Annotated in this window: 19 protein-coding genes and 1 pseudogene; all 20 read right to left on the reverse strand. The window is 56.2% G+C overall.

Going from position 1 to position 23,783, the window contains the following annotated elements:
* Positions 1-4: 4 nt before the first annotated feature.
* Positions 5-439: a cupin domain-containing protein gene (locus ABDB81_RS24210; protein ID WP_346813823.1), complete on the reverse strand. Its 435-nt coding sequence runs from the start codon at positions 437-439 to the stop codon at positions 5-7.
* Positions 440-689: 250 nt separating this feature from the next.
* Entirely contained in the window at positions 690-983 is a 294-nt protein-coding gene (locus tag ABDB81_RS24215) for a hypothetical protein (protein ID WP_160474511.1), read from the reverse strand.
* Positions 984-1,497: 514 nt separating this feature from the next.
* Positions 1,498-1,971 carry a hypothetical protein gene (locus ABDB81_RS24220; RefSeq protein ID WP_346813824.1) on the reverse strand — a complete coding sequence of 158 codons (474 nt, stop codon included), beginning with the start codon at positions 1,969-1,971 and terminating at the stop codon, positions 1,498-1,500.
* 969 nt (positions 1,972-2,940) lie between these two features.
* Complete coding sequence (locus ABDB81_RS24225) at positions 2,941-3,747, reverse strand: Imm49 family immunity protein (protein WP_346813825.1); 807 nt, start codon at positions 3,745-3,747, stop codon at positions 2,941-2,943.
* 227 nt (positions 3,748-3,974) lie between these two features.
* On the reverse strand, positions 3,975-4,589 hold the full coding sequence (locus ABDB81_RS24230; RefSeq protein ID WP_346813826.1) for a POTRA domain-containing protein: 615 nt from the start codon (positions 4,587-4,589) through the stop codon (positions 3,975-3,977).
* Positions 4,590-4,799: 210 nt separating this feature from the next.
* Complete coding sequence (locus tag ABDB81_RS24235) at positions 4,800-5,150, reverse strand: DUF596 domain-containing protein (RefSeq protein ID WP_346813827.1); 351 nt, start codon at positions 5,148-5,150, stop codon at positions 4,800-4,802.
* Positions 5,147-5,431 (reverse strand): hypothetical protein, encoded by a 285-nt coding sequence (locus ABDB81_RS24240; RefSeq protein WP_137926627.1) that lies wholly within the window; start codon positions 5,429-5,431, stop codon positions 5,147-5,149. The genes ABDB81_RS24235 and ABDB81_RS24240 overlap by 4 nt, the downstream gene beginning before the upstream one ends.
* Before the next feature lie 1,025 nt (positions 5,432-6,456).
* The gene (locus ABDB81_RS24245) at positions 6,457-6,744 is read right to left on the reverse strand and encodes a hypothetical protein (RefSeq protein ID WP_137926629.1); all 288 of its coding nucleotides are present in this window, start codon (positions 6,742-6,744) and stop codon (positions 6,457-6,459) included.
* Between the two features lie 117 nt (positions 6,745-6,861).
* A complete protein-coding gene (locus ABDB81_RS24250) occupies positions 6,862-7,167 on the reverse strand; it encodes a hypothetical protein (RefSeq protein ID WP_237380685.1) in 306 nt (101 codons plus the stop codon).
* Positions 7,151-7,489 (reverse strand): hypothetical protein, encoded by a 339-nt coding sequence (locus tag ABDB81_RS24255; RefSeq protein ID WP_137926630.1) that lies wholly within the window; start codon positions 7,487-7,489, stop codon positions 7,151-7,153. Before ABDB81_RS24255 ends, ABDB81_RS24250 begins: the two co-directional genes overlap by 17 nt.
* A gap of 279 nt (positions 7,490-7,768) precedes the next feature.
* On the reverse strand, positions 7,769-8,278 hold the full coding sequence (locus tag ABDB81_RS24260; protein WP_346813828.1) for an SMI1/KNR4 family protein: 510 nt from the start codon (positions 8,276-8,278) through the stop codon (positions 7,769-7,771).
* Between the two features lie 22 nt (positions 8,279-8,300).
* A complete protein-coding gene (locus ABDB81_RS24265) occupies positions 8,301-8,774 on the reverse strand; it encodes a hypothetical protein (protein WP_346813829.1) in 474 nt (157 codons plus the stop codon).
* Positions 8,774-9,406, reverse strand: coding sequence for a hypothetical protein (locus ABDB81_RS24270; protein WP_346813830.1), 633 nt, complete (start codon positions 9,404-9,406; stop codon positions 8,774-8,776). Before ABDB81_RS24270 ends, ABDB81_RS24265 begins: the two co-directional genes overlap by 1 nt.
* 204 nt (positions 9,407-9,610) lie before the next feature.
* The gene (locus ABDB81_RS24275) at positions 9,611-10,099 is read right to left on the reverse strand and encodes a hypothetical protein (protein WP_346813831.1); all 489 of its coding nucleotides are present in this window, start codon (positions 10,097-10,099) and stop codon (positions 9,611-9,613) included.
* Between the two features lie 28 nt (positions 10,100-10,127).
* A pseudogene (locus ABDB81_RS24280) lies at positions 10,128-10,679 on the reverse strand (POTRA domain-containing protein); the annotation flags it as partial.
* 196 nt (positions 10,680-10,875) lie between these two features.
* Complete coding sequence (locus ABDB81_RS24285) at positions 10,876-11,268, reverse strand: hypothetical protein (RefSeq protein ID WP_346813832.1); 393 nt, start codon at positions 11,266-11,268, stop codon at positions 10,876-10,878.
* Positions 11,269-11,369: 101 nt separating this feature from the next.
* Positions 11,370-11,627, reverse strand: coding sequence for a hypothetical protein (locus tag ABDB81_RS24290; RefSeq protein ID WP_346813833.1), 258 nt, complete (start codon positions 11,625-11,627; stop codon positions 11,370-11,372).
* Between the two features lie 153 nt (positions 11,628-11,780).
* Complete coding sequence (locus tag ABDB81_RS24295) at positions 11,781-13,475, reverse strand: ShlB/FhaC/HecB family hemolysin secretion/activation protein (protein ID WP_346813848.1); 1,695 nt, start codon at positions 13,473-13,475, stop codon at positions 11,781-11,783.
* Between the two features lie 249 nt (positions 13,476-13,724).
* Positions 13,725-14,108: a hypothetical protein gene (locus tag ABDB81_RS24300; RefSeq protein ID WP_346813834.1), complete on the reverse strand. Its 384-nt coding sequence runs from the start codon at positions 14,106-14,108 to the stop codon at positions 13,725-13,727.
* On the reverse strand, positions 14,095-23,520 hold the full coding sequence (locus ABDB81_RS24305; RefSeq protein WP_346813835.1) for a hemagglutinin repeat-containing protein: 9,426 nt from the start codon (positions 23,518-23,520) through the stop codon (positions 14,095-14,097). The genes ABDB81_RS24300 and ABDB81_RS24305 overlap by 14 nt, the downstream gene beginning before the upstream one ends.
* Positions 23,521-23,783 lie beyond the last annotated feature (263 nt).

The following is a 23,783-nucleotide window of genomic DNA, read 5'->3' on the forward strand; positions in this document are numbered from 1 at the left end:
TGCGCTACTTTTTGGCTGCTTCGCTCACCGCGGCGGCATCGTACACCACGTAGATCTTGGTATAGCCCTGGGTCTCGAATACCCCGCTCCATCCCTTCGGGATCGTCACGGATTCGCCAGCCCGAACCGTCATCGACGAGCCATCCGACGATGTCAGCTTGACGCTTCCCGAGACGAAATACAGGAACTCGTCATACGGAAAACCGGGGTTCGCAGCGATCTCTTCCCGGAACGGTCCGGACTTGTACATGCCCGTCTGAAAGGCACCATCCGCCGAGGTATAGCGCTGCGCATCCGCCGACACCGAGCCATCCGGCGCACGCTCCACCTTCACTTCCGGCTGCCTGAATATCGCACCGCCGATGTCGGCACGCGAGTCCTTGATGGGCTTGATAACCTCCCCGTGAGCCATGGAGGTAAGGATGCATGCGGCGGCCATCAGACCCATCCGAATTAAATTGCGCTTCACGGTATGTGTTTTGTAGTTTTTGGAAACTACGCAGTATGGGAGGCAGATGCCTCGGACGCCATGGACTGGCATTCATGGCAGGCATGCCGGGCGGGCATGGGGCGAGGGGTGATGATCTCTAAACGGAAATTCGGCTAATTGGAAGAAGGGGGATATTGCATTTCCGCTTCAACATCGCGAATTTCAGGTTTCCGATCCCTACCGTGGCACACTAAGTTTATTAGCGCGCCTCGTGGATTCTCACCAACTCTCCGGTTAATGCAGAATACACCAAATTGAAGTCCAACCCTTTATATGGACGAAATACGATGATTACTTCTTCCGCGCTTATTCCGTTCAACCAAAGATAGACTCCCTTCTCTAAAGATTCAATAGTTTGCGAGCCACGATTAAGCGACTTCCATTTTTCAAGACTCGGCGCAGTATTTCTCCATATTAAATTATTTTCTTTATCAGAATAACAAATTGACTTTCCGTCGCATGAAATTTCTAAGTTTTGTTTTTTCAATTTCATAGCTACGTTGCCTGTCCTTTTCTACGCATGCAGCCCTGCCCCGGATTGCCGGAATGAGAATGGTAATAGGTACGCCTGCCATCGCCCGGCTTTTTTGACATCGGCATTATGGAGAATGAGAGGATGCCAAGGAAAAATTTCAACGTTTACAATTAGCGCGATGCAACACCCTCAGTACGAAACCTACGAATCCAATTGCGATTAGCCCCAGCATGAAGTAGAGACAAAATAGAAATACGAGATGCAGTTGCTTCGCATCCACGTTGAATCCCAAGATCTTTGGCGACCAAGCGATGGCGTAAAGTATCCAGGGTGAGAGAATGCCTCTCGCGATAATTAGGATAGATTTAAGCTTCATTTGTTAGTACCGAATACAGACGCTGCATCGACATTCGTCTGCTTCAAACAAGGAAACGCAGGGTGCGCCGCTTGCACTCCTTAGAACATTGGAGAGGATGGAGCCTGAGTCACCCGTGATAGGGAAGAGCGCGCTGGCGCAGATGGAAGTTTATTTTCACCAGTGCTTACCCAGGAATTCAACCTTGACTAATTCCCCGTTGTTCATATCAAACATGAATCGGCAATCACATCTATCACCGTCGCTACCCTCTCCATACATTACGTTAGTCGGGTCTCCTTTCATGTGCTTCGGAATGCCAAGTTCGCCGTTCTGCGGAACAGAATTTTCACTGAGCTTTGGGACGGCAATACAAAATCTTCGTGTACCGTCCGGATTTAAAACGGTCCAACTCTTCAAGTCGGGAGCAGCGTAAACCAGCCCAGACATGTCGGGGACCGGTACTGGACGATTTTTATCTTCGTATGTTATCCCTTTATAAGTCCTTCGTGTCCCTACAATCTTTCTCGCACCAGTCCGAGCATAGAAGTCATCCCACCACTGCATCCTATCGCTGGCCGCTTCACGCTCTTCCTTAGAGGAGGTTGCACCTGTGTCCCATATCTCAAGGACGCTGCATATTTTTTCCATGATTAATATCCAAGTTGCCGCGGCAGCGTAGTGGGCTTCAAATGTTCCAGGCGCTCAGCCGGAGGAATCAAAAATTGCGCGTGTAATGCGCCACCACGCAGCAGAGAATTTAGCTCTGTGAGCTGACCATTCCCTTGCCTAGTTGTATTTATCTGTGCTCCAGCAAAATTAACGTTGCTATCAAGTGAACCCAGCCAGTCGCAATAGCTGGCGCCACCGAACCAAGCACCATGAGACCGCGCCTGTCATTTGCCATAGATCGCGAAATAACGTCTTTGGTTGCCGGATTGCCCGGAAATCGAACCGAATGTTCCAAGATGCCCCCGCGATACCGCGCCCGACTTCTTAACCGGATTCGGCGTTACTGAGGCTTGCGCATTGATTCCTCGATTTCGCGTTCAAGTTCGGGCGAAATACACTCATCCATCGATAATTCTACGATCTCCTTACGACCGACTTTTGGAAGCAAGGAGCTAAGTCGATCAAATACGACTAATTCAATTATCCCCCATTCCAATAAGCCAGATAAATATCCATGCCACAGCAGTGCAACATTCTCCGTTGCCCCCCCGCCTCGCGAGTTGACGTTTCATTCTTTCACGCAACTCGCTTTCCGTCGGATAGCCAGTCATCATTGCTGTCATTGTGGTAACCTCGGAACGTACACGCTTCTCTGGGAAGTGATAAGCGTAATACTCTTGATTTTTACGCCAGATTTAGAATCTGCCGAGTATGCACGGCTCACTCCGCGCTGAGCGATATCGGGGCTCATGCTAGGTTGGTTGCGTGCATCGATAATGCTATCCGGAGACTGTCCACACCGCTCAGGCACCGTTACCGTGAACAGATTATCCGCATTCTGGCTGATATACGCGACAGCATACCTATCACCGCTTGACCCTTTGGTCGCCCCGTCATCCACCAGACGATAGCCATTATCGAGCAACATGTTTGCTACCTAACGGCGAGTCAGATTTTTAAAAAATCAGACAGCCTTCCAATAAGACCACGGGATGACGGCACATAGTTAGGCGAGAGAAAATCGTAGACTTCAGCATAATGTTCGAGTGGAAGGATTGGCATCAATTCCATCGGCACCAAAGGATGATCAACTCCTACCTGTATACCTCGATACCAGCACAGCTTTGCCTCCAAGGCAGCCGGAAACGAGATATAGCCCTCCGTAATGGCGTCCGCATTCTGAGCATTGGCATCCTCTTTTATGCGCGCTTCCAGATCCGGTTTGCTATTCTTGATTAGCAATGAGAAAAAGTCACTTCCTTCCGAAGCAAGCGTTCGCTCCGGCTTGCGGCCATTCTTCGCAAGCCGGCGTATCTTATCTTCCAGTGCGACGTATTCCCCTCGCAGTGCCAGCTGCCACATATGCACTCTAAATTGCGGACGAATAGGGTTCTCACACGAATCAACAAATTCCTTCGATTCAAAGTTTGCCACAGCCCTGATCATGGCAGGCGAATCAGAAAAAAGTGCAAAAAGTATCTCGTACCCGATTTCGAATCGCTGATGACTATTGATTGCAAATTCCGCCAATTTTAGTTGGCAAGCCGTGTAGAGATGTTGTTTGAAATCATCAACGTTTCCCTCGACAAAATACCTAAAAAATCCAATTATCAAATTATCGGCGGCAAGACTACCGTAACACGCTGACAAATCAATCTTGTCACGGTTGTGACGAATCTTCTTGACGACGTCAGACATATGATCCATCGCAAAATGGAGTCCGCGAAGTTTGTTTTTCAAGAGTTCATTTTCCACGACAGACTCACTTTAGTTTGATAATCGTCCCACTCGTCGAACTAACTCCGGTGCCCACTCACGCGAGTTTGTCGGCCGCACAGGCCCGCCCCCGACGCATCCGCAAGAGCATTGCCACCGCCCAGCCCGGCAATCTCGTGCTGCGGAATCATCGGACTGACACCGCTTGTGTCCTTTGACGTAAATGTCGAAGCTACCATCGCCCGCCAGAATCCCGGATTACCCCCTCACGTTGGCGTAGCATCCTGACTCGCCACACGCTTCATCTGCTCCAGCCCTTGCTCAAGATCGCGCAGGTTCAGCAGTTCGCCTGGCGCCGTCGGGAAAGCAGTCTTCCACGTGCCCCACAAATCAGGATCACTGAAACGGATATCGCCGATGACGCCGGGAATCAGCGCGAGTTTCAGCGTGCCCGATGACAGGTCTTGCTCGGGCACCAGTACGCGGGTGGTGACGTAGCCTTTCGACAGGATCGTTTGCGAGAGGCCCTTCACCAATGTTTCAACGCCCTGTTTGCCAACGCACTGGCCTTGATAGTGTTCTAGCCACTGCCTCGCAAATGCAAAGGGGTCCATCGGCAAAAAAAGTGGACGCGCCAGCCGACTGTATCCGGCGCTGACAACGGAAACCCCATGTTTCCGCGTTGACCACTTCGCACTGGAAGTCCCCAAAGATCTTCCGGCGGACCTCCACTCAGCGCGCGCGATTGCCTCGGCGCGGACTGTAGGGGCATTCACCGCTGCGGCGCGTTCGCGGGCTTCCCGTTGCTGGCGGTTGCGCTGGTCTTGCTCGGCGTTGGTCAGGGCGGCGGCTTGACCTGAAGGCAACGGGACCTGCGCCATCACGGATAACGGCAAGCTTCGAGAAGCCAAGCTTTCATTTCACAGTAACTTGTCCTGTCTTCCATCTCCAACCTCATCGAGGGCGCACAATCGCACCATTATTATCGTAAACGCTTATTTTGATATTTATCACCAAAAATTTTTATAAGCTTGGAACAGCTCGCACATGGCGATCGCTCAGTTGGCAAAGTTAAGATGTTCATGGACCATCTAAGTCCATACCTCCGCTCCGTTCGCGTCAACCCAGACAACGCCAGCCGGCGCATCAGTTAGAAACCACATGCCAAAGCCATCAAGATCATCCTCGTTGGGTTCCGTGGGCCACGAAGGCCTGAGCAGGGCAAGCTGATCCTCCTCGCTTCCGGCAAGCATGATGCCACCACTGCCGAGCCTCACAACTCCTGCCGACATGAGGCTTCGCAGTATGGAAAAAAACATCGCAGTCCTGTCCACACAGATCCCCTCGGACTCTAGACCAACCGTCATATGTTGCCAGATGGCACCCATCGAAAGCCCAAATGCACTACGACGGACGCGTTCAATCAGTTCATCATTCTTCATTTAAATTTGATCTCCACCCGACGCCCGCTATTTATCGATGCATCGATTACATCAATGGTCCACGATGCACCACTCTGCTGGCCAGATGTCGAAAAATTACGTAGCGTTATCTTTGCACCGGATTCCGTGGTTGCCGAAAAAACATCGCCTTTTTCCGCCACCGTTCTTACTGTTGGCATCTCGTCGACACCAGCCAGTTTTCTGAAGTAGCTCATCACGTCGGCGGTTGTGGCTCCCGCATAGACTGGCGCGCCCAAGCTGACCTCCGGGTCCGCTTTCAATACCTTTCCATCCAAACTTTATTTGAAGATCCTTTGGTTGGACTGCGGGATTGTTGAACTGTGCAGGCAAGTTCGTCAATCCTCCTTTGAGATTGCAATTGAAGGATTGTCCTCGACCCCTTGCCCGTCAACGTCGGCCCCGCTGGATTCTGCGCCAGGCGCCTTAGAGCGGCGGCCTCTCCCTCCACGAGCGAGCCGACTGCACTTGCGGTCACTACCGCTCCCGTTCCGGCCGGCATAGCTCCGCCAGCGACAATCTCTCCGGTAGTAATGCCTGCGTTGTTGAGACAAAGAACAGGATTGGCAGCACATGCGCTCGCCGCCGCAACGGCGTTGCCGCTGTGCCCAGTTGGCGCAAGGACGGCCGGTGGGAGTCGTGGGTTCGCATTGACAACATCACCAGCGGCCCCAGCGAGACTTACCCCACGCGCGAGGAAGCCATCGCCGCAGGCCTCGCGTGGCGGGCAGGACCGCAACAGCAGCCATAGAAACGAAGAACCCGGCAGCGAGGCCGGGTTCAGGTTGTTAGCTTGCTATTTTCGCCCTTGTCCACGGGGCGCTAGCAGAGTCGCGGCAAGCATGCCACCCCAATGGCAGATCAGAAAGCTGCTGCACAGTTGGATCAATCTCTACAACGCATCGCAGACTAACGAGCATCGCATCGGACTCGCTTACTGGCTCTGTCTGACTGGTGTAAAACTGCCATGCCCCATCATCGCTATCATGCGACACGTACGCAATCCAAGCGTGCTCCGTGACAATCGTTCGATTGACGATGACCGCTACGTTTGGCTGATCGCCAAAGGGCCAGCTTTCTAGGCTCATGGGCTATTTATTTGACTTCGCTCGGTTTTACTCACGAGAGAGCACTTGCGCATTGCTGTAGCGATTACTGCCTCTGGCAACATCGGGATCAGCCGGACTCTTCGGCACAATATGGTCGATCTGTGCAGCATTTTGGGGAGGAGTAACCCCCGCCTGACTTTTCTCTGGCGTCACCAATTCTTGGCCGTCAAGATCTGATCTTAGCACTCCACCGTTTTTTTCTTTCTAGGTTCTGCTGGTAAATTTTCGCCTTCTGTGCCTGCGTGAAAGTTCTTCGCGCCTCGACCAGCACTCTTCAACTCGTTGCCAACGTAGTTCAGCTCGCGTGTCTGAAGATCCCGCACGGTGTGAGCTACCGGGTCATACTGATACATCCCCGTGGATTTCAGCTGCGCCTGTTCAGCCGTGTATTGCTGGCCACGCTGCTTTTCTGCATAGCTAGGGTCATCTAGGCGCTGCTGCTCTTCCTGGCTCTTACCACGCTGCAAGTCCGCCAACTTCTAACGACGAACCCGGCTTCACACGGCCGGGTTCGGATCTTTGCATGCATGTGTGCCACAGGCCTATGCTGCAGGCCAATGGATGCCAAGTCAGCAGTGTATTGGCTACTCCTTACGCAAATACACGTACCAAGCAAGCATACAGTCTCGATAAGTTTGCGGGGCATCGAGTCTTACGCACTCCGCCTCAACGGATGCCTCTTCAAAGTGCGAAGCCACCTCTGTCCCGACCTCGTCCATCATCTCACGATCGACATCCGAGATCGGACCATCAAAGACGGCCTTCATTTTGACGTCCCCACCTTCAAATTCGCAGCTTATGGCGCGTATGTTGGGGCTGATCCTTCCTAGCAAGGCTGTCTGCATGGCGAGAAGTAGCCGGCGCGTAATGTCTTCAGTACTCATCATCATGTTTCATATTTCTCCGAAGAAGATACGCGCGAAATTGATCGTCACCATCAATCTCAAGTAGATTGATTAATTTCGCTACCGCCTCAGATATCGATGGAAATCTCGACCACAAATCCCAAGGACCTTCTGGAGAAAAGTAATACCAATACCCGGTCAATGCATCACTGGGAGGAGCAACGGCGCCACTTCTTATTCCATCAAGGACAGGAGCCAAATTGACTTCATACAATTCCTTAAGCTGCGCGTCCTCTCCAGCCGCCGGCCGGATAAGCTCCTCTACGCTCACAACTTGAAGCAAAATTAAGTTATTCAATGTAGTCATATTCACTGCAACTTTATTAAGCCGCCGGATATCATTTTCGGCGGAGTGAACTACGATTGCATGAAGTGCGGCTCTCGCGCTCTCGGTTTCGGAAGTGCCCTTGCCAAGCGAATCGACCAGAGTTCGAAAATTGAGCCGCCCCCGTAAATCCCAACGCGCGATGACATCGCTAATTCCTCCTGAATTCGGTCGAATCTGGGTTAGTCATGCCCATTGCAGCATACGAATGATTAGGGTGATAAGATTACTCGGCCGTAGCCTTGGCAGGCTTGGCTGCGGTCAATGCTCTGTCGATCGGCTTTTTGGCGGATTAAACCAATCTGGATCCACCATCAGCCGCTGAAAAAACTCAATTAGCGAGTCGCAGATTCTGTCACCCCACATCCAGTAGACGGCATTTGGGTTGCCACTGCGGGGTCGGAGACACAAAAACAAATCGAGGTCCCGATCGAAAAATGGGAGAACGTCAGGTTGGATTTCAGTGTACGGCATCATCCATTCACATGTTCCGTCGAGCAACTTCGGTATATCCGTCGGGTGAATCACGGAATTATGTGAATGTGAAACAAAGCGGGCTTCTTCCCCTGACTGCAATCGTCCCTCGCCGATTTCAAGGTAGAAAGTGCGCAATTCGTTTGGGAACGCATAGTCGAGCTTCCTTTCGGCTTCAAATATCATGTCATTATTGACTGGAAAAAAACATTTTCGAACAATCCAAAACGCAAGGTTGACGAAGGGATGCGGACAAGAGGCTTCAAGAATTCGAACATATCGTACGGATACGGACACAGGGCATTGTGTTCTTCGATAGTCAATTCGCCAGCCTTCCTAAGAAAGCTTTCAGATCTACAGCATAGCAAAACGGAACGCCGTTGCGCTCACCCGACACTTCCGAACCTAATTCGCCAATCCCTATGTAGATTGCTGGAATTTTCACTCCCCGCATTCCAAAGCAGATTTCGTGACGGCGCCTGTATTCGAACAGCTCGTCCAGTTGCTCATCTAGATAGGCATCGAAGTTCTCATACGTAGTCTCAATGGACCTGTGAATTGATCCACACCATTGAACAAACGTTGGAAGAGATTCTTTTTCCATGTGGGACTTATTGTCCTTAAACCAACCTACCAGTTCATCAAGATTCCATTCGACGTCCAAAATGACATCACTTTTCCCACTGTCGAGAACAGATAGCACAATCTGACCCACGCGGTTTCCTGCTGGGAATCCCAAATCTGTTGCGGATTTATTTTGCGACAGGAAGAATTCAAGATTCAGTTCGCTCATCACTTTCCCTTGATAAGTTTTCCATATTCGGCTTTATTAATATCACCGCGCTGCAATAGCGCTCTCAACACACTTGCCGGAACTTCATTGCCCGGAACTGGATAGCCATGCCATCCTCCAACATTATCAGGCTGGAATTCATACACTCTCCCATCGGAAACGCCGTAACGCTGCTTTCCGCCTTGCACGGAATTATTCAGCACTTGCTGTGCTGCTGAATCCTCTAGATCCATGGGCATACCCCATCCGCCAACGTCGTGTTTCGGGCTCGGCGCGTACTTGGGTGCGTCATTCCCGCTACTGAAGATCGCCCCGAGTCCTTCAACAATCTTTAGCGGGTTGGGCAGTATTCCACCAACTACTGCCCCAATGGTATCTGCTGTATCGACAATCGGCTTCGATTGATCAGCACGGAGTCGGTAATGGGATGAACTTGGAACGTCCCGTCGCCCGAGGACGCCAGTGATGCACTGGCGCCGATGAACCCAAACATGGCAAGCGCCACGCTCCGGAGCGACTTTGCGAAGGTGTAAAAAGGCATGATTCGTATAGTCTTGAATGGGCTTGCCGTTTGCGCTAAGGACAAGCGGCATGACTTGATGATGGCCAGCGGTCTCGGGGTGGAAACTCATTCGCTCAGCGGAACACCAAGATGAGGCGAAGGGAAAAGTAGGTCGTATAGCACCGAAGTAGTCTCGTGCCCCTACTAACGCGCCACAGAAGGTTGTCGGACTAGTGAAATTCCGTACGTACTGGAGTCTTCGAAGTCGGAACAGCAGAGCAACGCTGCGCATCGCGCAAATCGATCTTCGAATAAAACGACGTGGATTCGTGAGCTATTTCTTCGATTTTGATGGACCTGCTACGGAACTAATAGCTCCTTTCACGTCCTCGGTTGAATTCATCAACATCGTTGCATCAATGTAGCCTTCAAGATCGGCACTCAGCCAGCTTTCCCCATCTCTCTCTACGTGGAACTTCACAACAACGCAAAGTTCGTCAGCGGAAAGAACGGCGACGAGAACGCGACTTGTGAATTTGTTCCAGACTTGAAAGATGCGGTGTATGAATTGGATTGCTTGAGGTAGAGGAAATATTTCATCGTAATCTTCGATATGAAGTGAATTAATGAAACATTCATACCCTGTTGCGTCTTTGAAGTCTCTCCGGCTAACGTTTGTTTCTCTTTCACGCAAAGCAGCCAGAAGATAGCCGTCTCCGACGACTTGAAATCCCCGTTCTGCTATCGACACCAATTCAGGAGTGAGCTCGCGGGTTACTGGAGAACTCACTAATAGGCGCTGCATCTCATTGTTAAGCTTCATCACTTCGCTCCGAGATATTGCCCCACAAATCAGGATCACTGAAACGGATATCGCCGATGACGCCGGGAATCAGCGCGAGTTTCAACGTGCCCGTTGACAGGTCCTGCTCGGGCACCAGTACGCGAGTGGTGACGTAGCCTTTCGACAGAATCGTTTGCGAAAGTCCCTTCACCAAGGTTTCGACGCCCTGCTTGCCAACGCATCGGACTAGATAGTGTTCCAGCCACTGCTTTGCAAATGCAAAGGGGTCCATCGGCAACGCCGAGGCTCCCACAGACTGGAGGTCAGCCGGAAGATCTTGGGGGACTTCCAGTGCGAAGTGGTCAACGCGGAAACAAGGGGTTTCCGTTGGCAGTTTGGGATACTCGGCGCGTGCGATAGCCTCCGCGCGGACTGCGGGGGCATTCACCGCTGCGGCGCGTTCGCGCGCTTCCTGTTGCTGGCGGTTGCGCTGGTCTTGTTCGGCGTTGGTCAGGGCGGCCTGACCGGACGGTGGTGGGACCTGTGCCAGCGCAAACAACGGGGTTAGGAACAGTTCAAGCGCAAGTGACGCGCTCCTGGCAAATAGCGACGAGTTCATGGACGATACAAGTGCCAGGCGGGACTCTGGTGTTCGCCGGACGAGTGTGTTGATAGGGAATGGACTAACTAGCTGATCGCAGGGTCCGCATCATCCTCCAAAGCAGTTGCCAGCTTGTTTCCGGGTACTGCTTAACGACGCTGTCGTTCCGACTACGTGCAAGACCCTCGCATCCAAGAACTTCTACCAGCGCCACTCAAAACTCCAAAAAATGCCGAATTCCCTGATCGTCTCGAGTCGCGTAAATTGATTCGTACTGAAAAGATAGCACCCAATTTGCAGCGGACACTCTGGAAATTTCCGCTAAAAAATTTTTTAATTGCCTCCGACATTCATCAAGGTTTTCGATGACGTAAACAAAAATACACCGCATCCCTACGACCCAATTCCCTTCATAGCCCTCGGCGTTAATTTTAGATTTCTCAATACTCTCACGTTGAAATGAAAAATACATATTAGAGAGTGGAAAATTCCCTCTTATACTGCGACCATTCACATAAAAATCTTTCACACCAGATGAGACCAAAGCTTTTCGAAAATCGACTTCTGATATCCCGGTCTCGGCCTCAAATACCATCATGATTGACATATTATCCTCCGATCAAAATAGCCTTTCCATTTTTAATAATGCCGCTGGAGGGTGCGTTGATCTTGTTCAGCTTTAATAAAGGCGGCGGTCGTTTGCGCTACTCAATCACCCTCCCAATAGCCTCTCCTCTTCGGTAGATCCGACTCACCTCGCTCCTTTCGACGCAGTGCGCTGAATTCTTTAGCGAACTGATAGGTTATCCCTGCGAGAAGTGTCAAGTAGACCGGCACGCCAACGATAACTGGCCTCCAGCTCGCTCCTTGCGCAAGACTAAATATCAGCGTAAACAGCGGCAACGAAAAACAGCCGACATAGCCGATTAAGAATTTACGGTACAGTTTCTTCCGTTCGGTAGTCATGATTTTTTATCCTGCTCAAATCTTTCTCAATTTCTGTCTACATCGGCCCCGGAATAATTTGATTTCCCGCTGCACCCATCGGCTTTGGAAGCAACGCACTAAACGAATTGCCCAGTGCCGATGAACCAGCCATTGGCGTCGCCGCCGATATCGCTAATACTGATAAACCACCTGCACCCCACCCGTCACCCCTGCCGTGTGGAACTGCTCCGGCTTGTACACGGGCACTCCCAGAAACACGTCATACGAGACACCGCCGAATTTCTGCGAACCCACGCCGCCTCGAACGCCGATGACTGCACCGGCCAATTGAGTACCTACCAGCACCGCCGTGGCTGGACCGTAGACCCGGCCGTAGTCCAGGCCGGCATAAAGAGCCTGACCGGTTGAACCGAGTGGTGCTTGCAACTCGTTGCGCCAATAGAATCCGCGCTCGCCCGCCAGCAGGCTTTCTCCATCGAAGCCTCGCACGGTGTATCGACTGCCGATGGTCAGGTCATCGACATAGTAGAGACGGTCATTCGTGAACTGGCCGCGGATTGTTGTCACGTAACGGAATGGCTGCGCGGCAATCTTGAAGGGGACCGAGAGGTTGGCGTCGAGGACGGCCATGCGGAAGCGCCATGTGGGGCCATCGTCTGCGGCCAGCGCATCGGGCTGCGCGCCCATCGCCCCGATGCCTTGACGGAACGAGAGCGTCGCATCCAGTTGCGATTGCCCGAAGTAGTGCCGATCCGTCATACCAATTTCGAGGATCGTGTTGTTGCGGCGCTGCTGCGGAATCTCGGTGTCCTCGATATAGCTCTTGCCGAATCGGCGCGTCAGTCGCACCTGCATGCCGAAGACATCGTTCTGACTGCGACTCAGCACGCGATGCAACTTCAAATCCACGTTCTCGGACTTGCCGCTCGACACAAAGGTGGTGTTCACACCCGCAATCTGCTGGAAGTAGTTGCTGCTGTAAGCCGACAGCGTGGCTGTCCAATATCCCCACGGCACCGAGTAGTAGCCGTTCCAGCCGCGCGTGCCGTGTTCCTTGTTGTTGAACTGCAAATCCTGGCTGTAGCCAATGTTGAAGATGTCGCTCAGCCCCAGCGGATTGTCGATGCCTAAACTCACGTTGCCTTGCCATTTCCCCGTGGAACGCGAACCCGAGTTATCGACCGATGCCACCAGCGTCCACGGCTTGTTGCGCTTGATGGCAATGACGACATCGCTGCGCCCCGGCACCGGAGTCGGCACGATTTGCATATCGACATCCTGACTCGCCACACGCTTCATCTGCTCCAGCCCCTGCTCCAGATCGCGCAGGTTCAGCAGTTCGCCTGGCGCCGTCGGGAAAGCCGTCTTCCACGTGCCCCACAAATCAGGATCACTGAAACGGATATCGCCGATGACGCCGGGAATCAGCGCGAGTTTCATCGTGCCCGTTGACAGGTCCTGCTCCGGCACTAGTACGCGGGTGGTGACGTAGCCTTTCGAGAGGATCGTTTGCGAAAGTCCCTTCACCAAGGTTTCGACGCCCTGCTTGCCAACGCACTGGCCTTGGTAGTGTTCTAGCCACTGCCTCGCAAATGCAAAGGGGTCCATCGGCAACGCCGAAGCGCCAGCCGACTGGAGGTCCGCCGGAAGATCTTGGGGGACTTCCAGTGCGAAGCGGTCAACGCGGAAACAAGGGGTTTCCGTTGGCAGCGCTGCGTACTCGGCGCGCGCGATTGCCTCGGCGCGGACTGCGGGAGCATTCACCACTGCGGCGCGTTCGCGGGCTTCCTGCTGCTGGCGGTTGCGTTGGTCTTGTTCGGCGTTGGTCAGGGTGGCCTGACCGGACGGTGGCGCGATCTGTGCCATTACGGACGACGACAGACCCGCGAGGCTAACCGCGAGTAACGCAGCGGTGACAGTGTGCGGCGGTTTGAAGTACATCGGCGAAAAGGAAAGCCAGACGGGGCTTTCGCACCCGCCCGGACGTGGAAAAATCTTGGAACGATACTTCGAGAAATCAGCCGCAGGTTTGACATCGGCTCAACCGTGCACCGATGCAGACCTATTGCACCGAAAAGCTCTCGTAGTAGCCGGTCACTTGAAAAATTCTCACGCCTACATCTTCAATCCATATGCGCGCTCTAAGGCATCCGAGTATCCGAAAAATTCATCAAGCAATGCCAGATTATGCACAATGGCGTCAAGGCTGGCGTCCATTTTGAAACGTTGACTAGCCTCATATGACCAGAAATCTGCTGGACCAAAATAATGGGGTCCGATTGCCAGTGAGACGCTGCTTAAGGTAGACCCTCGATCTTGCACCACACCGTACTCCACAACGTGCTTTCGATCGACAAGAAATCGCGCATAAAATTCACCATCGTTTCCCGGTGGCTTATCCGCGAATATAGTTACCGTGCGCACCCCCATTTTTTTGTAATATGCATATATCGCAGCATACAAAGCTTCGAAACTTTCAAAATCATTATTTAATTGCACGATAAAACCCCGACTTGTCTGGAACGATTAGATAACCCTTCTCCTGCAGGTATTTGAATTCCTCTGCAGCGTATGTTCCTGAAGCAGCGTTAGCCGGGTTAGCGGTAAAGATAAACGTTTTACCTTGACTTATTTGCTGATCCAAGAAGGCTTGGTTTATGCTCCACATGTTCTTTTCTCCAAGTTGGGCTCGCACGGAAAACCAGTCAGACATGCTGAAGTATGTAGCACCCCGAGCCTCCGCGACGGCCTCATAAGAATTCTGACTGCCCGCTATATATTTACCAAGAATGACTTCCGATGCACGGCTATTGTGCGTCGAGCTTAGAGCGGCTTGATTGTACGTCTGCTGAATAAGTTCCGGCGAAGCCCCATCCCGGTAGAAATTATTCAGCTTGGCAGCGGCCGCTTCTGCGGCGGCCTTTCCCCCAAGCGTTGGCACGGACGCCCCCGTCCCCAAGGGCATCGCACCACCGGCGGCTACCTCACCAGCGACGATACCTGCTTGGTTCAGGCACAGCACTGGATTAGACGCACAAGCTCTTGTAGCAACTGCAATTGCTGCTGCAACTTCCGGTGCGAGACCCGCAGTGACAATCCCCGCAGTAATCGCTAGTCCGGCTGCCGGATTTCCCTTCGCGCCAGGCAACGCACGTTGTTCCGGCGTCAGCGAACCGTCTGCATTGCCATAGAGAAATGGCTTGTTGTACTCCTCAGGCGTCCTGGAGAACAAGTCACCGGCATATTGGCTGATGTAGTTGATCGCGACCGAATCGCCACCTGGCCCCTTGCTGGCCGCAGCATCCACTATGCGATAGCCATTGGCCAGCAACATGTTTTCTGCCTGATCGAGGGTCAAATCCTCGCCCTTCGCACTCTTGTAGTACTGCGCAAAGCTCCTGGCATTATCTTTTGCCCACTTCCGCTCATCCGGATGCAACTGCCGATTAAACCGATCCACATTCGCCGCAGTCGCCGCTCCCGATCCGCCACCAACCGCAGCGCCAATACCTCCTGCCACAAGATTCGCCGCCAGGTTGCCAATGGCCTCGTCCAGATTCTTGTTGCCACTGTCCACGCCATCGGCGACGGACCTGCCCACTGACGCGAGTTTGTCGGCCGCCAGCGAAGACAATCCAGCCCCAACCGCACCCGCAAGAGCATTGCCACCGCCCAGCCCGGCAATCATCGCGCCGCCCGCAGCATGCAGCGCCGCGCGATACTCGCCACCTTCCTTCCAGTTGGCGATATCCGCATTGGCGGCATCGATGGATGCACGGTTTGCGTCGCTCGGGTCTTTTTCATAGGCTTCGGTGGCTGCTTTCAGCGCTTCCTTCGCGGCTTTTTCCTTGCTCCCCGCAATATCACCCACCGTCTTCGCCACCGCCTCCCCAGCCGCCTGCGCCGCAGCCATCATGTCGGCCTGCTTGCCCAGCAAGTTGCCGAGATCCGGGCCTTTGCCCACGGTGGAGTTCGTGTTGGACGTGTCGCGGTTGAGGGTTGCCACGTCCTGCGTCTGGTTCGCCTGATCCGTGACGGTGATGGTGCCGCCGGCGATGCCCGATTGGGCGACGCCGCGCTCGCTTCCGCTCTCGTGCTGCGGAATCATCGGACTGACACCGCCTGTGTTCTTGCCCGACGTCTGGCCAGACTTCTTGTCATCGACCTTGGGTCCGAACGTGAAGCCGCCACTGATGCCGAGCGAGGTAGCGCTGTAATCCGACTTGTTCTCGATGTCGCTCCAGCTCAAGGTGCCCGTACTCAGCTTGTTCTTGTCCTCCGTTGCCGTGCTGGCGATGATGGCGCCCTTGAGGTCGGTGTTGCCTTTGACGTGGATGTCGAAGCCGCCATCGCCCGCGAGAATCCCGGTTTGTTCCGTCACGTTGGCATAGCTGCCGTCGCTCTTGCCCTTGGATGCGGAGAACGAACCGCTTACTCCGCCGCCTTGGCTGAAGCTCAGGCCACCGCCGACGCTTTGCTGGCGGGCGCGGCTTTCCTCGGTGTCCTGGCGACTCGCCAGGTTCAGGTTGCCACCCACATCGGCGGAAACCTTTCCTCCGCTGACGACGCCACCCAGGATGTTCGTGTCATTGCCGGAGAGGATCGATACCGACTCACTGCCTGTGATGTGACTGTTCACCTGCGTGGTGCCGGTGGTGTCGCTATTGCCTTTGCTGGCAGAAGCAGACGCCGAGACACCGAACCCCTGCGCCCCGTATGACACGCCGATGGTGCCACTGCTCGATTTGTTCGTGCTGTGGCTCTCATAAGTATCGGTCGCCGAGACGATGTTGACGTCGCCCTTGGCGCCCAGACCCACCTTCGTGGCCGAGATATCCGATCCGATGATGTCGAGGTTCCCTGTGGTCTTGTTGCCATCGGCATCGACGCCCGTGGCGATGAACGTCGCAGTGCCTCCCGCCTGGATGTTTGAGCCAGTATGCGTGGTGCTGTCCTGCGTGAAGGTGTTCTTGGTTTTGCTTGTGCCGAAAGATAGCGTCACCGCCGTACCGGCAGGCCCCTTGCCATCAGCCAGGCTCTTCATTGCATCGCCAGCACCCATGGCCGCATCGTAAGCATCGCGGCCAGCGGCAATGCCCCACAGCGCAGATGCGCGGCCGTCCTGGCTCTTGGTTGCCGAACTGACCTTCTGCCCCGCGCTGATCGCAGAACCGATGGCGCCGCCGCTTACACCAAGCGTAAAGCCGGTTTGCTTGATCTCGTGCGTTTCGTCGTGATGCTCGCTACCCACGGCTGCATCAATGATCACATCGGCCCCGACGCCGGTCAGATCCTTCGCGGCAATGACCTGGCTGCCAGTCACATGCAGCGTACTGCCGGCCTTCATGCTGACGTTCCCGTCGGTACTGCCTACCAGGCTGCCGGTCTGCGTGACCGAACGGTCATTGGTGGTGTCCTTCTGATCGCGCATCCCGTACGAGATACCCCCGCCTGTGGCACCAAAGCCCGTGGCCTTCGTATGTGAGTAGCTGTAGCTTTCACTGGTGCTTTCGGCGGTGGTAATGGTCAGATTGCGGCCAGCCTCCAGCATTACGTCGCCGGTGCCGGCAACAGTCGAACCACTGATCGTCATGTCGCGGCCCGCACTTCCGACGATAGAGTCACCCGACACGACCGAGCCTACCGCCACCGTGTCGTGCGATCTGGAAGTCTTCGTGGTTTCAGTCTTGGAGAGGAAACCCGACTTCTTGGTTTGCGACCAGTTCTGCGCATCGTGCTGCTCGGTCACGGCTCCTACCGTCACATCGCCAGTCGCCACGAGCTTGACCGCACCACCGTTGCCGGTGGCACTGCCAGTGCTGACGGAGGAACCGAGCACAGTCACATCGCCTGTCGTAGCACCCTCGACGGCAGCAGGCGTGATGCCGTTGGCCCCGAGAATCTGGCCCGCTACGGTCGTCTGTCCTGCCGCCAGCGTGACGTTGTTGCCCCCTTGCACCGAACTTCCCCGCGCCCCCTCGTCATAACTCGACTGCGTAAACTGCGAAGCCTTGTTGCTGAACGCGCCTGCCTCTTGCGTGCGTGAATCCATCGCCGCAGTCACTGTGGTATTGCGACCCGCCACGAGGGCGGCGTCGCCGCCAGCGTCGATCATGGAACCCGTCAGCGTGGCGTCCCCGCCGGCGACGGCGGTTACGTTGCCTCCGGATTGCACCGTGCTGCCCTGGTTCACGACAGTCTGATCTCGCAGGTAATCCTTCCCTCCGTGTGCGGTCGCATCCTGTGTGGTGCCGAGTTGCACCGTGCCGATGTTCAGATCCCTCCCAGCGGCGAGCAGCGCGTTGTTGCCCGCATCCACGGCACCACCGGCCATGCTGATGTCGCGGCCGGCCAGCAGGGCGACATTGTTCGAACCCGCGATTGTGGCCACGGCACCCACGCCCGTCGCGCTCGCGCTATTGCCGTTGGCCAACGTTGTGGTGTTCGTGATCGTCTGCGATGCGTTGACGATGTCTCGCCCTGCAGAGACCACGACGTCTTCTCCGCCGATCCGTCCGCCGAGGTTGCGCACATCCTGCGTCGCCTTGACGACCGTGGTGCCGGTGCCGCCGATATTGCCGCGATTGACGATGTCGGTGCCCACGACTTGCGTGGCGATGTTGCCCACGATGGAGCCGCTGTTGGCAACTGTCCCGGTGGCATTGATGGCAACCGATCCACCGGCGACGAGGGCACCGGTTGCGTTCAGATCCACGCCGCTACCCTGCGCGAGATACACCTTCGGTACGAGAACCGATTGCGTAGTGCCATCAGGCAGTGTCACGTCCTGCGAGACCATCCAGACCATGTCGGTCGTGAGCTGCAGCATCTGCTCGTCGGTCAGGCCCACGCCGGGGGTCAGACCGAAGGACTTGCCATACGTCACGCCGTTGTTCATCAGCGCTTTGTATTCCTCGAGCTGATCGCCATAGCCTTCGAGGAAGGTCTTGCCCGTCAATTGCGTGACCTGGTCGCGAATGAGTTTCTGCTCGTAGAAGCCATCCCCGAGACGCTTCTGGGTCTTCTGCGGATCGAGGCCCAGTGCGTCGAGCATGTAGTCGCTCGAAATAAAGCGCGTGTACTGCGTGAAACGGGAGTCTGTCGCGACGAGGTAGGTGTCACCCGGCGCCGTGCGGAAGGTATAGAGACCGTTGCTCGGCAGGCGCAGATTGGGAATGCCACCCTTTGCAGTGCCTAACGTCTGGGGCGGGCGCTGGCCGGTAGCGCCGGACACTGCGCCCGTGCCGTTGGTGCTACCTGTGGCCGCTGCGGCCTGCGTGCCAGTGCCACCGCCACCGGTGATGGAGGCACCCGTTACTGCAGCGCCTACGGTGTTGACCGATGCGACGGTCACGTTCTGCGCCGTGGTCTGCACGGTCTGGTTGCCCGTGGCAATGGCTGGCAGAGCGGCAGTCGTCGTAGATGCTTGCGGGGCGCTCGGGAATGCCACCTCCTCCCATTTCTGGCTGCCGCCTGTGCGCTGATGCCAGTAGAACGTGGAGGTGTCCTGCGTGGTGACCGTTTGCTGCAACACGGTGCCCACATCCTGGATCGAGCCATTGGCTGCCACGCGCACGAGGTTGCCACCCGCAGCCATCGTCGAGGATTGGTTCAGGACGCTGCCATTGTTGCTGTTGATACGAATATTGCCGCCCGCCTGAATCTTGGCGGGGTCCGATGCACTGACGAGTTGATCGGTCGCCGTCATCGTGACGGTCGTGCGGGAGATCTCGTTGAAGTCTGTACCGAAGTTGGCCTGACGAACTTCGTCGGGGCGAATATGAATGTTGGGGTCCCAGTCTGGCCAGAAGGTGATGCTGTAGGTGGTGCCGTTGTCCTGGATGGCCTGGTAGTACTGGGTGGGTTGCGTGGCGATCGGACGTTTGCAGATCAGGGTTTCTTCATCGCAGTTCGGTCCCATCGAATAGACGGCGTAGTACTCCTCGATAGGCGACGTCGCAAAGGACAGTGTCTTGGACCCCAAATCCAGATTCTTGACGTCTGACTTGTCCACCGTCACCGTAATCGGAGCCCGGAGCGCGTTGGTCTGCGGTGTGCTGACAGGTGCAGCCGACGTGCTCCACATCCAGCCAGGGAACGTAATACTCGCGTGGTAATTCAAGTCCCCGCCACTCAACCCCGCCTGCCACAACACCAGCGTCTTCACCGCCGTCTGCACCGGCGTTCCCGCCGTTGTCACGATGTTCGTGCGCGTGTTCTGCACCTGATTGGCCGCGATATCGATATCGCCGTCCGCTTCGATCGTGGCGGATCGATTGATCAGTGAGTTTGTCTGATTGGCAAGTAGCCCCGAGTTGGGATCGCGCGTGCCGTCCCGTGCGATTTGGAGGTTGCCCGCGCTGTAGAGCGTAGCGCCGTCGAGGTTCTGGACCGAATTGCTCGCGTACAGGTTCAGGTTCTGGACGGACGCCATCAGCGCCGACGCACCGTTGTTGACGATGTCCGTACCACGCACCGTGACGTTATTGCCGATGACCGTGCCGGTATTCGATACCGTGGCTGCGCTGGCTTGTACCGTATCGCCCTCGATGCGCCCTGCATTCGCGAGCAGATTGCCAGCGGCGATGGTCGTGCTACCCGATGCGATGCTGGCACCGGCGGCGTTGACGATGTTCGCACCGGACAGATCCAATGCGCCAGCGGCAGCGAGACTCGCGGTATTGGTCAGCGTACCGCTGGTGGAGAGTTTCAGCGTGCCGTTGGCACGCAACTGGTTGGACGCATCGTTGGTGTAGTCGCCAGCCAGATTCAGCGTCAGGTTTCTGCCTGCGAGGAAGGTGCCGCTGCCTCCGAGCGCACCCGTCATGGCGATGTCCTGATTCGCCTTGACCGCGCCACCGAGGTTGGACATCGACAACAAGCCGAGGCGGATGCCTGTGCCGCCGAGCACCTGACCGCTTGCGTTGTCGAGCGTTGCACCCGCCTGATCGAACGTCACGTCCTGGCCGTATAGCGTACCGCCGCGATTCTCAAGCCGATTGGTGACTTGCAGATCCAGCGCGCCGCCAGCGGCCACTTGTGCCGCCGTCGTGCCGTTTGCGTTGTTGGTGAAGGTCTGCGCGGCAATGGAGACGTCACCGTTGCCACCGATTCGCCCCGCTGTGTTCGTTAGCGAAGCGGTGGCCTTGACGGTGGTGCTGCCTGTGCCCGCATTGAGCAGCGCGCCACGGGAGTTGTCGATGCCGGTGGCGGAAATGCTCACCTCGCCGTCCGAGCCATTCGCAGCGAGCGTGCCATCCACGTTGGTGACGGCGCCGGTTGCCACGATGCCCAGATCGCCCTTGGTTTGCGCTGATCCAGAGGTGTTATCCACACTGCCGCCCGACGCAATCGACAAGCCGTCGTTCCCGTAGAGGCTGCCCTGCCGGTTGTTCAGTGTGCCGCTCGTGATTGCTGACAACGCACCCTGCGCGGATATCTTGCCGCTGTTGTTGTCGAGCGTGACCGCCTTGGCTTGCAGCGTGCCGTTGGTCTGGATCGTCCCTGTGTTGTTGGAGAGCGCACCCTGGCTTGTGACATCAAGCGTGCCGCTTCCCGCATGAGACACGGTGCCACCATCGTTGATCAACGATGCGCCTGCGATGTCGAGGTCGACACCGTTCGCAACGATACTGCCGCTGGTGTTATCGAGTTCACCGCCTGCAGTCACGGATGTGGCCGTGTCGCCGTACTGCTTGATCGTGCCACCACGGTTGGACAGGCTGCCCGTGGTACTGATTGTCACGCGGTCGCCATCGATGTGGCCGCCAGCATTGTCCAGCGATGCACTCTGCAGAGTCGTCGTAGCGGCCGATATCGTGCCGCCAGCGTTGGTCAGCGTGCCGTCGGCTTCCAGCGACAACGATGCCCCTGCAAGCAACGACGCGTTCGTGTTATCCACCGCGCCATGCGAGGCAAGACTCAGTGCCTTGCCAGCCGAAACGGCTCCGCCTGCGCCAAGGAACGAGCCGAGCTGCGCCTGCAATGTGCCATTCGTCTCGATGGCACCGTTCACATTGCGCGCCGTGCCTTGCACCGTCGCCGTTAGCGTGCCGGCACCAGCGTGGGACAACTTGCCGGTGTCGTTGCTCAGGCTACCCGCTTCGAGCGTCAGATTCTTGCCATTCGCAGCGACTGTGCCGCCCGTGTTGTCGAGCTTCCCGCCGGCCGCAATGATGGCATCGGTCTGCCCGTATTGCTTGATGCTTCCGCCCTGATTGACGACATCGCCAGTCGCCTTGATTGCGAGGGCATCGCTTTCAATCTGGCCTGCCGTGTTGTCGAGCGACGCGGCGGTGAGCTTCACCGCGCCGCCAGTCACCGAACCCTGACGATTGCTACCGGCCCCCGAAACGTTGGCACTCAGCGCGCCACCCGCGCTCAGCAAACCCGCATCGTTGGCGAGCGCAGCCGCATGAATGGCGAGATCGCCCTGTGCCGTGACCTGTCCGCGCGTATTGTCGAGCGCGCCTGCAGTGGTTGCGGACAGATGCGTCCCCGCATTCACCGTTGCGCCCGAGAGGTCGAGGTTGCCCGCGATGGCCGATAGATTCATCGCACCATTGGCGACCGTCTGACTGCCAGCAAGATTGATGCTGCTGCCCGTGATATCGACGTTGCCGGTGGCCAGGTTGCTGCCGGTCGCGGAAGCTGCCCGCAACGTGCTGATGGTCAGGTCACCTGTCCCGGCAGGCTTGCCGTCGGGACCCATGCCCGCCGCAAGAGTGCCTGTGGAATTCAACTGCCCTGCACGAATGCCGACCGATTGCTGTGCGACGAGCGTGCCGCGATTGTCCAAAGCCGCGTCGCTGTCCAACCCGATATTGCCGCGCGCATACGTCGTGCCGCTATTGTCCACGCCATCACGCGCGGATATCGCAAGATTGCCCGTGGCGCTGGTTTGGCCTGCGAGCACGAGCTTGCCCTGTGCGGTCAGTGTCAGGTCACCGGCCTGTGCGGCCAGCACGCCGCGATTGGAAACCCCGACACCCAATTCGGTGGATGCCAGCAAGATCTTGTTGGCGTACATGCCGCCCAGTTCGCTCACATCGATGCCCACTGCCGACGCTGCGCCACTGGGCGCAATGGCACTGGTCGCCAACGTCCCGTAGTCGACCTGGTTCGCCCCGGCCACCACATTGAGCCGGTTCGCATAGAGCGCTGCATTGGCCTTTACCGCCCGCGCGATGAGGTCCACCTGATCGACACTCGCCGCATTGAGGCCCGCGCCCTCGACACTGATCTGCCCGCCCGAAACGCGGAATGCATCAAGACTGCCGCTGCCGCCATAGATTGGCGTCCCGGTGGTCAGGGTGACGCGGCTGGTGTTGATAAAGCCCGCACCGTCCACGAGCAGCCCGTTCGGATTGGCGATCACTACATCGGCGCGCTGCCCAGCCACTTCGAGATAGCCCCGCAGTTGGCTCGGCGACGTGCTGTTGACCTGGTTGACGATGATGCGCGCCGCGCCGCCCGGCAGCAGGTTCGGATTCCCGTTGATGTAGCCGGCTTGCTGCGTGTTCGTGATGACCGGGGAATTGTTGAGAATCGCGCCGGGCCGATTGACATCGAATTGGCTGTACTGATTGACCGAGACACCTGCGCCGGAAGGGCGCGTGATGTTGACCTGCGGCAGGCCATTGGCGGTCTGGATCACGCCCGGTCGATTGGCGCCTGCATTCGGATCGCCCACGATCTGCGCGCTGGCGATGATCGGCAAACCCAGACCGATACCGATGGCCAGTTGAATCGCCGAGATGGCCATCCACGAAACATCGGGACGGGAAGCGGCCGAGCCACTGGCGGAAGCAGCGGCTGTCTTGCCTGTGCCCGTGCTGCTGGCGGTTTCGGCAACAGCCATGAGCATGGCGCGCGCGCGATTGAAGACGATGCGATAACGAAGACGATTCATAGCGACCCGGATTGCTGGCGTGTCTGGTGGTCACGCGCTGCAACGGCTGCTACCAAGGGCTAAGAACCTCTTCGTACGTGCAACTCCAGCTGTAACCTTTTGTAACGACACTGTGTGGGCTGGAGAGTAAGTCAACGTAGCGAGCGCTCGACACCCTACTTTCTGGCTATGGCTTGTGAGCCAACCCACAAAATGACTACGCCCGCAATCATTTAAAACCCGCCAGGCCAGCCCGTACAACGGCTTGCGGGCGATAGTCGCAC

Origin of the sequence: Cupriavidus sp. DL-D2, assembly GCF_039710735.1 — a bacterium.
In the GTDB taxonomy this organism is placed as follows: Bacteria; Pseudomonadota; Gammaproteobacteria; order Burkholderiales; family Burkholderiaceae; genus Cupriavidus.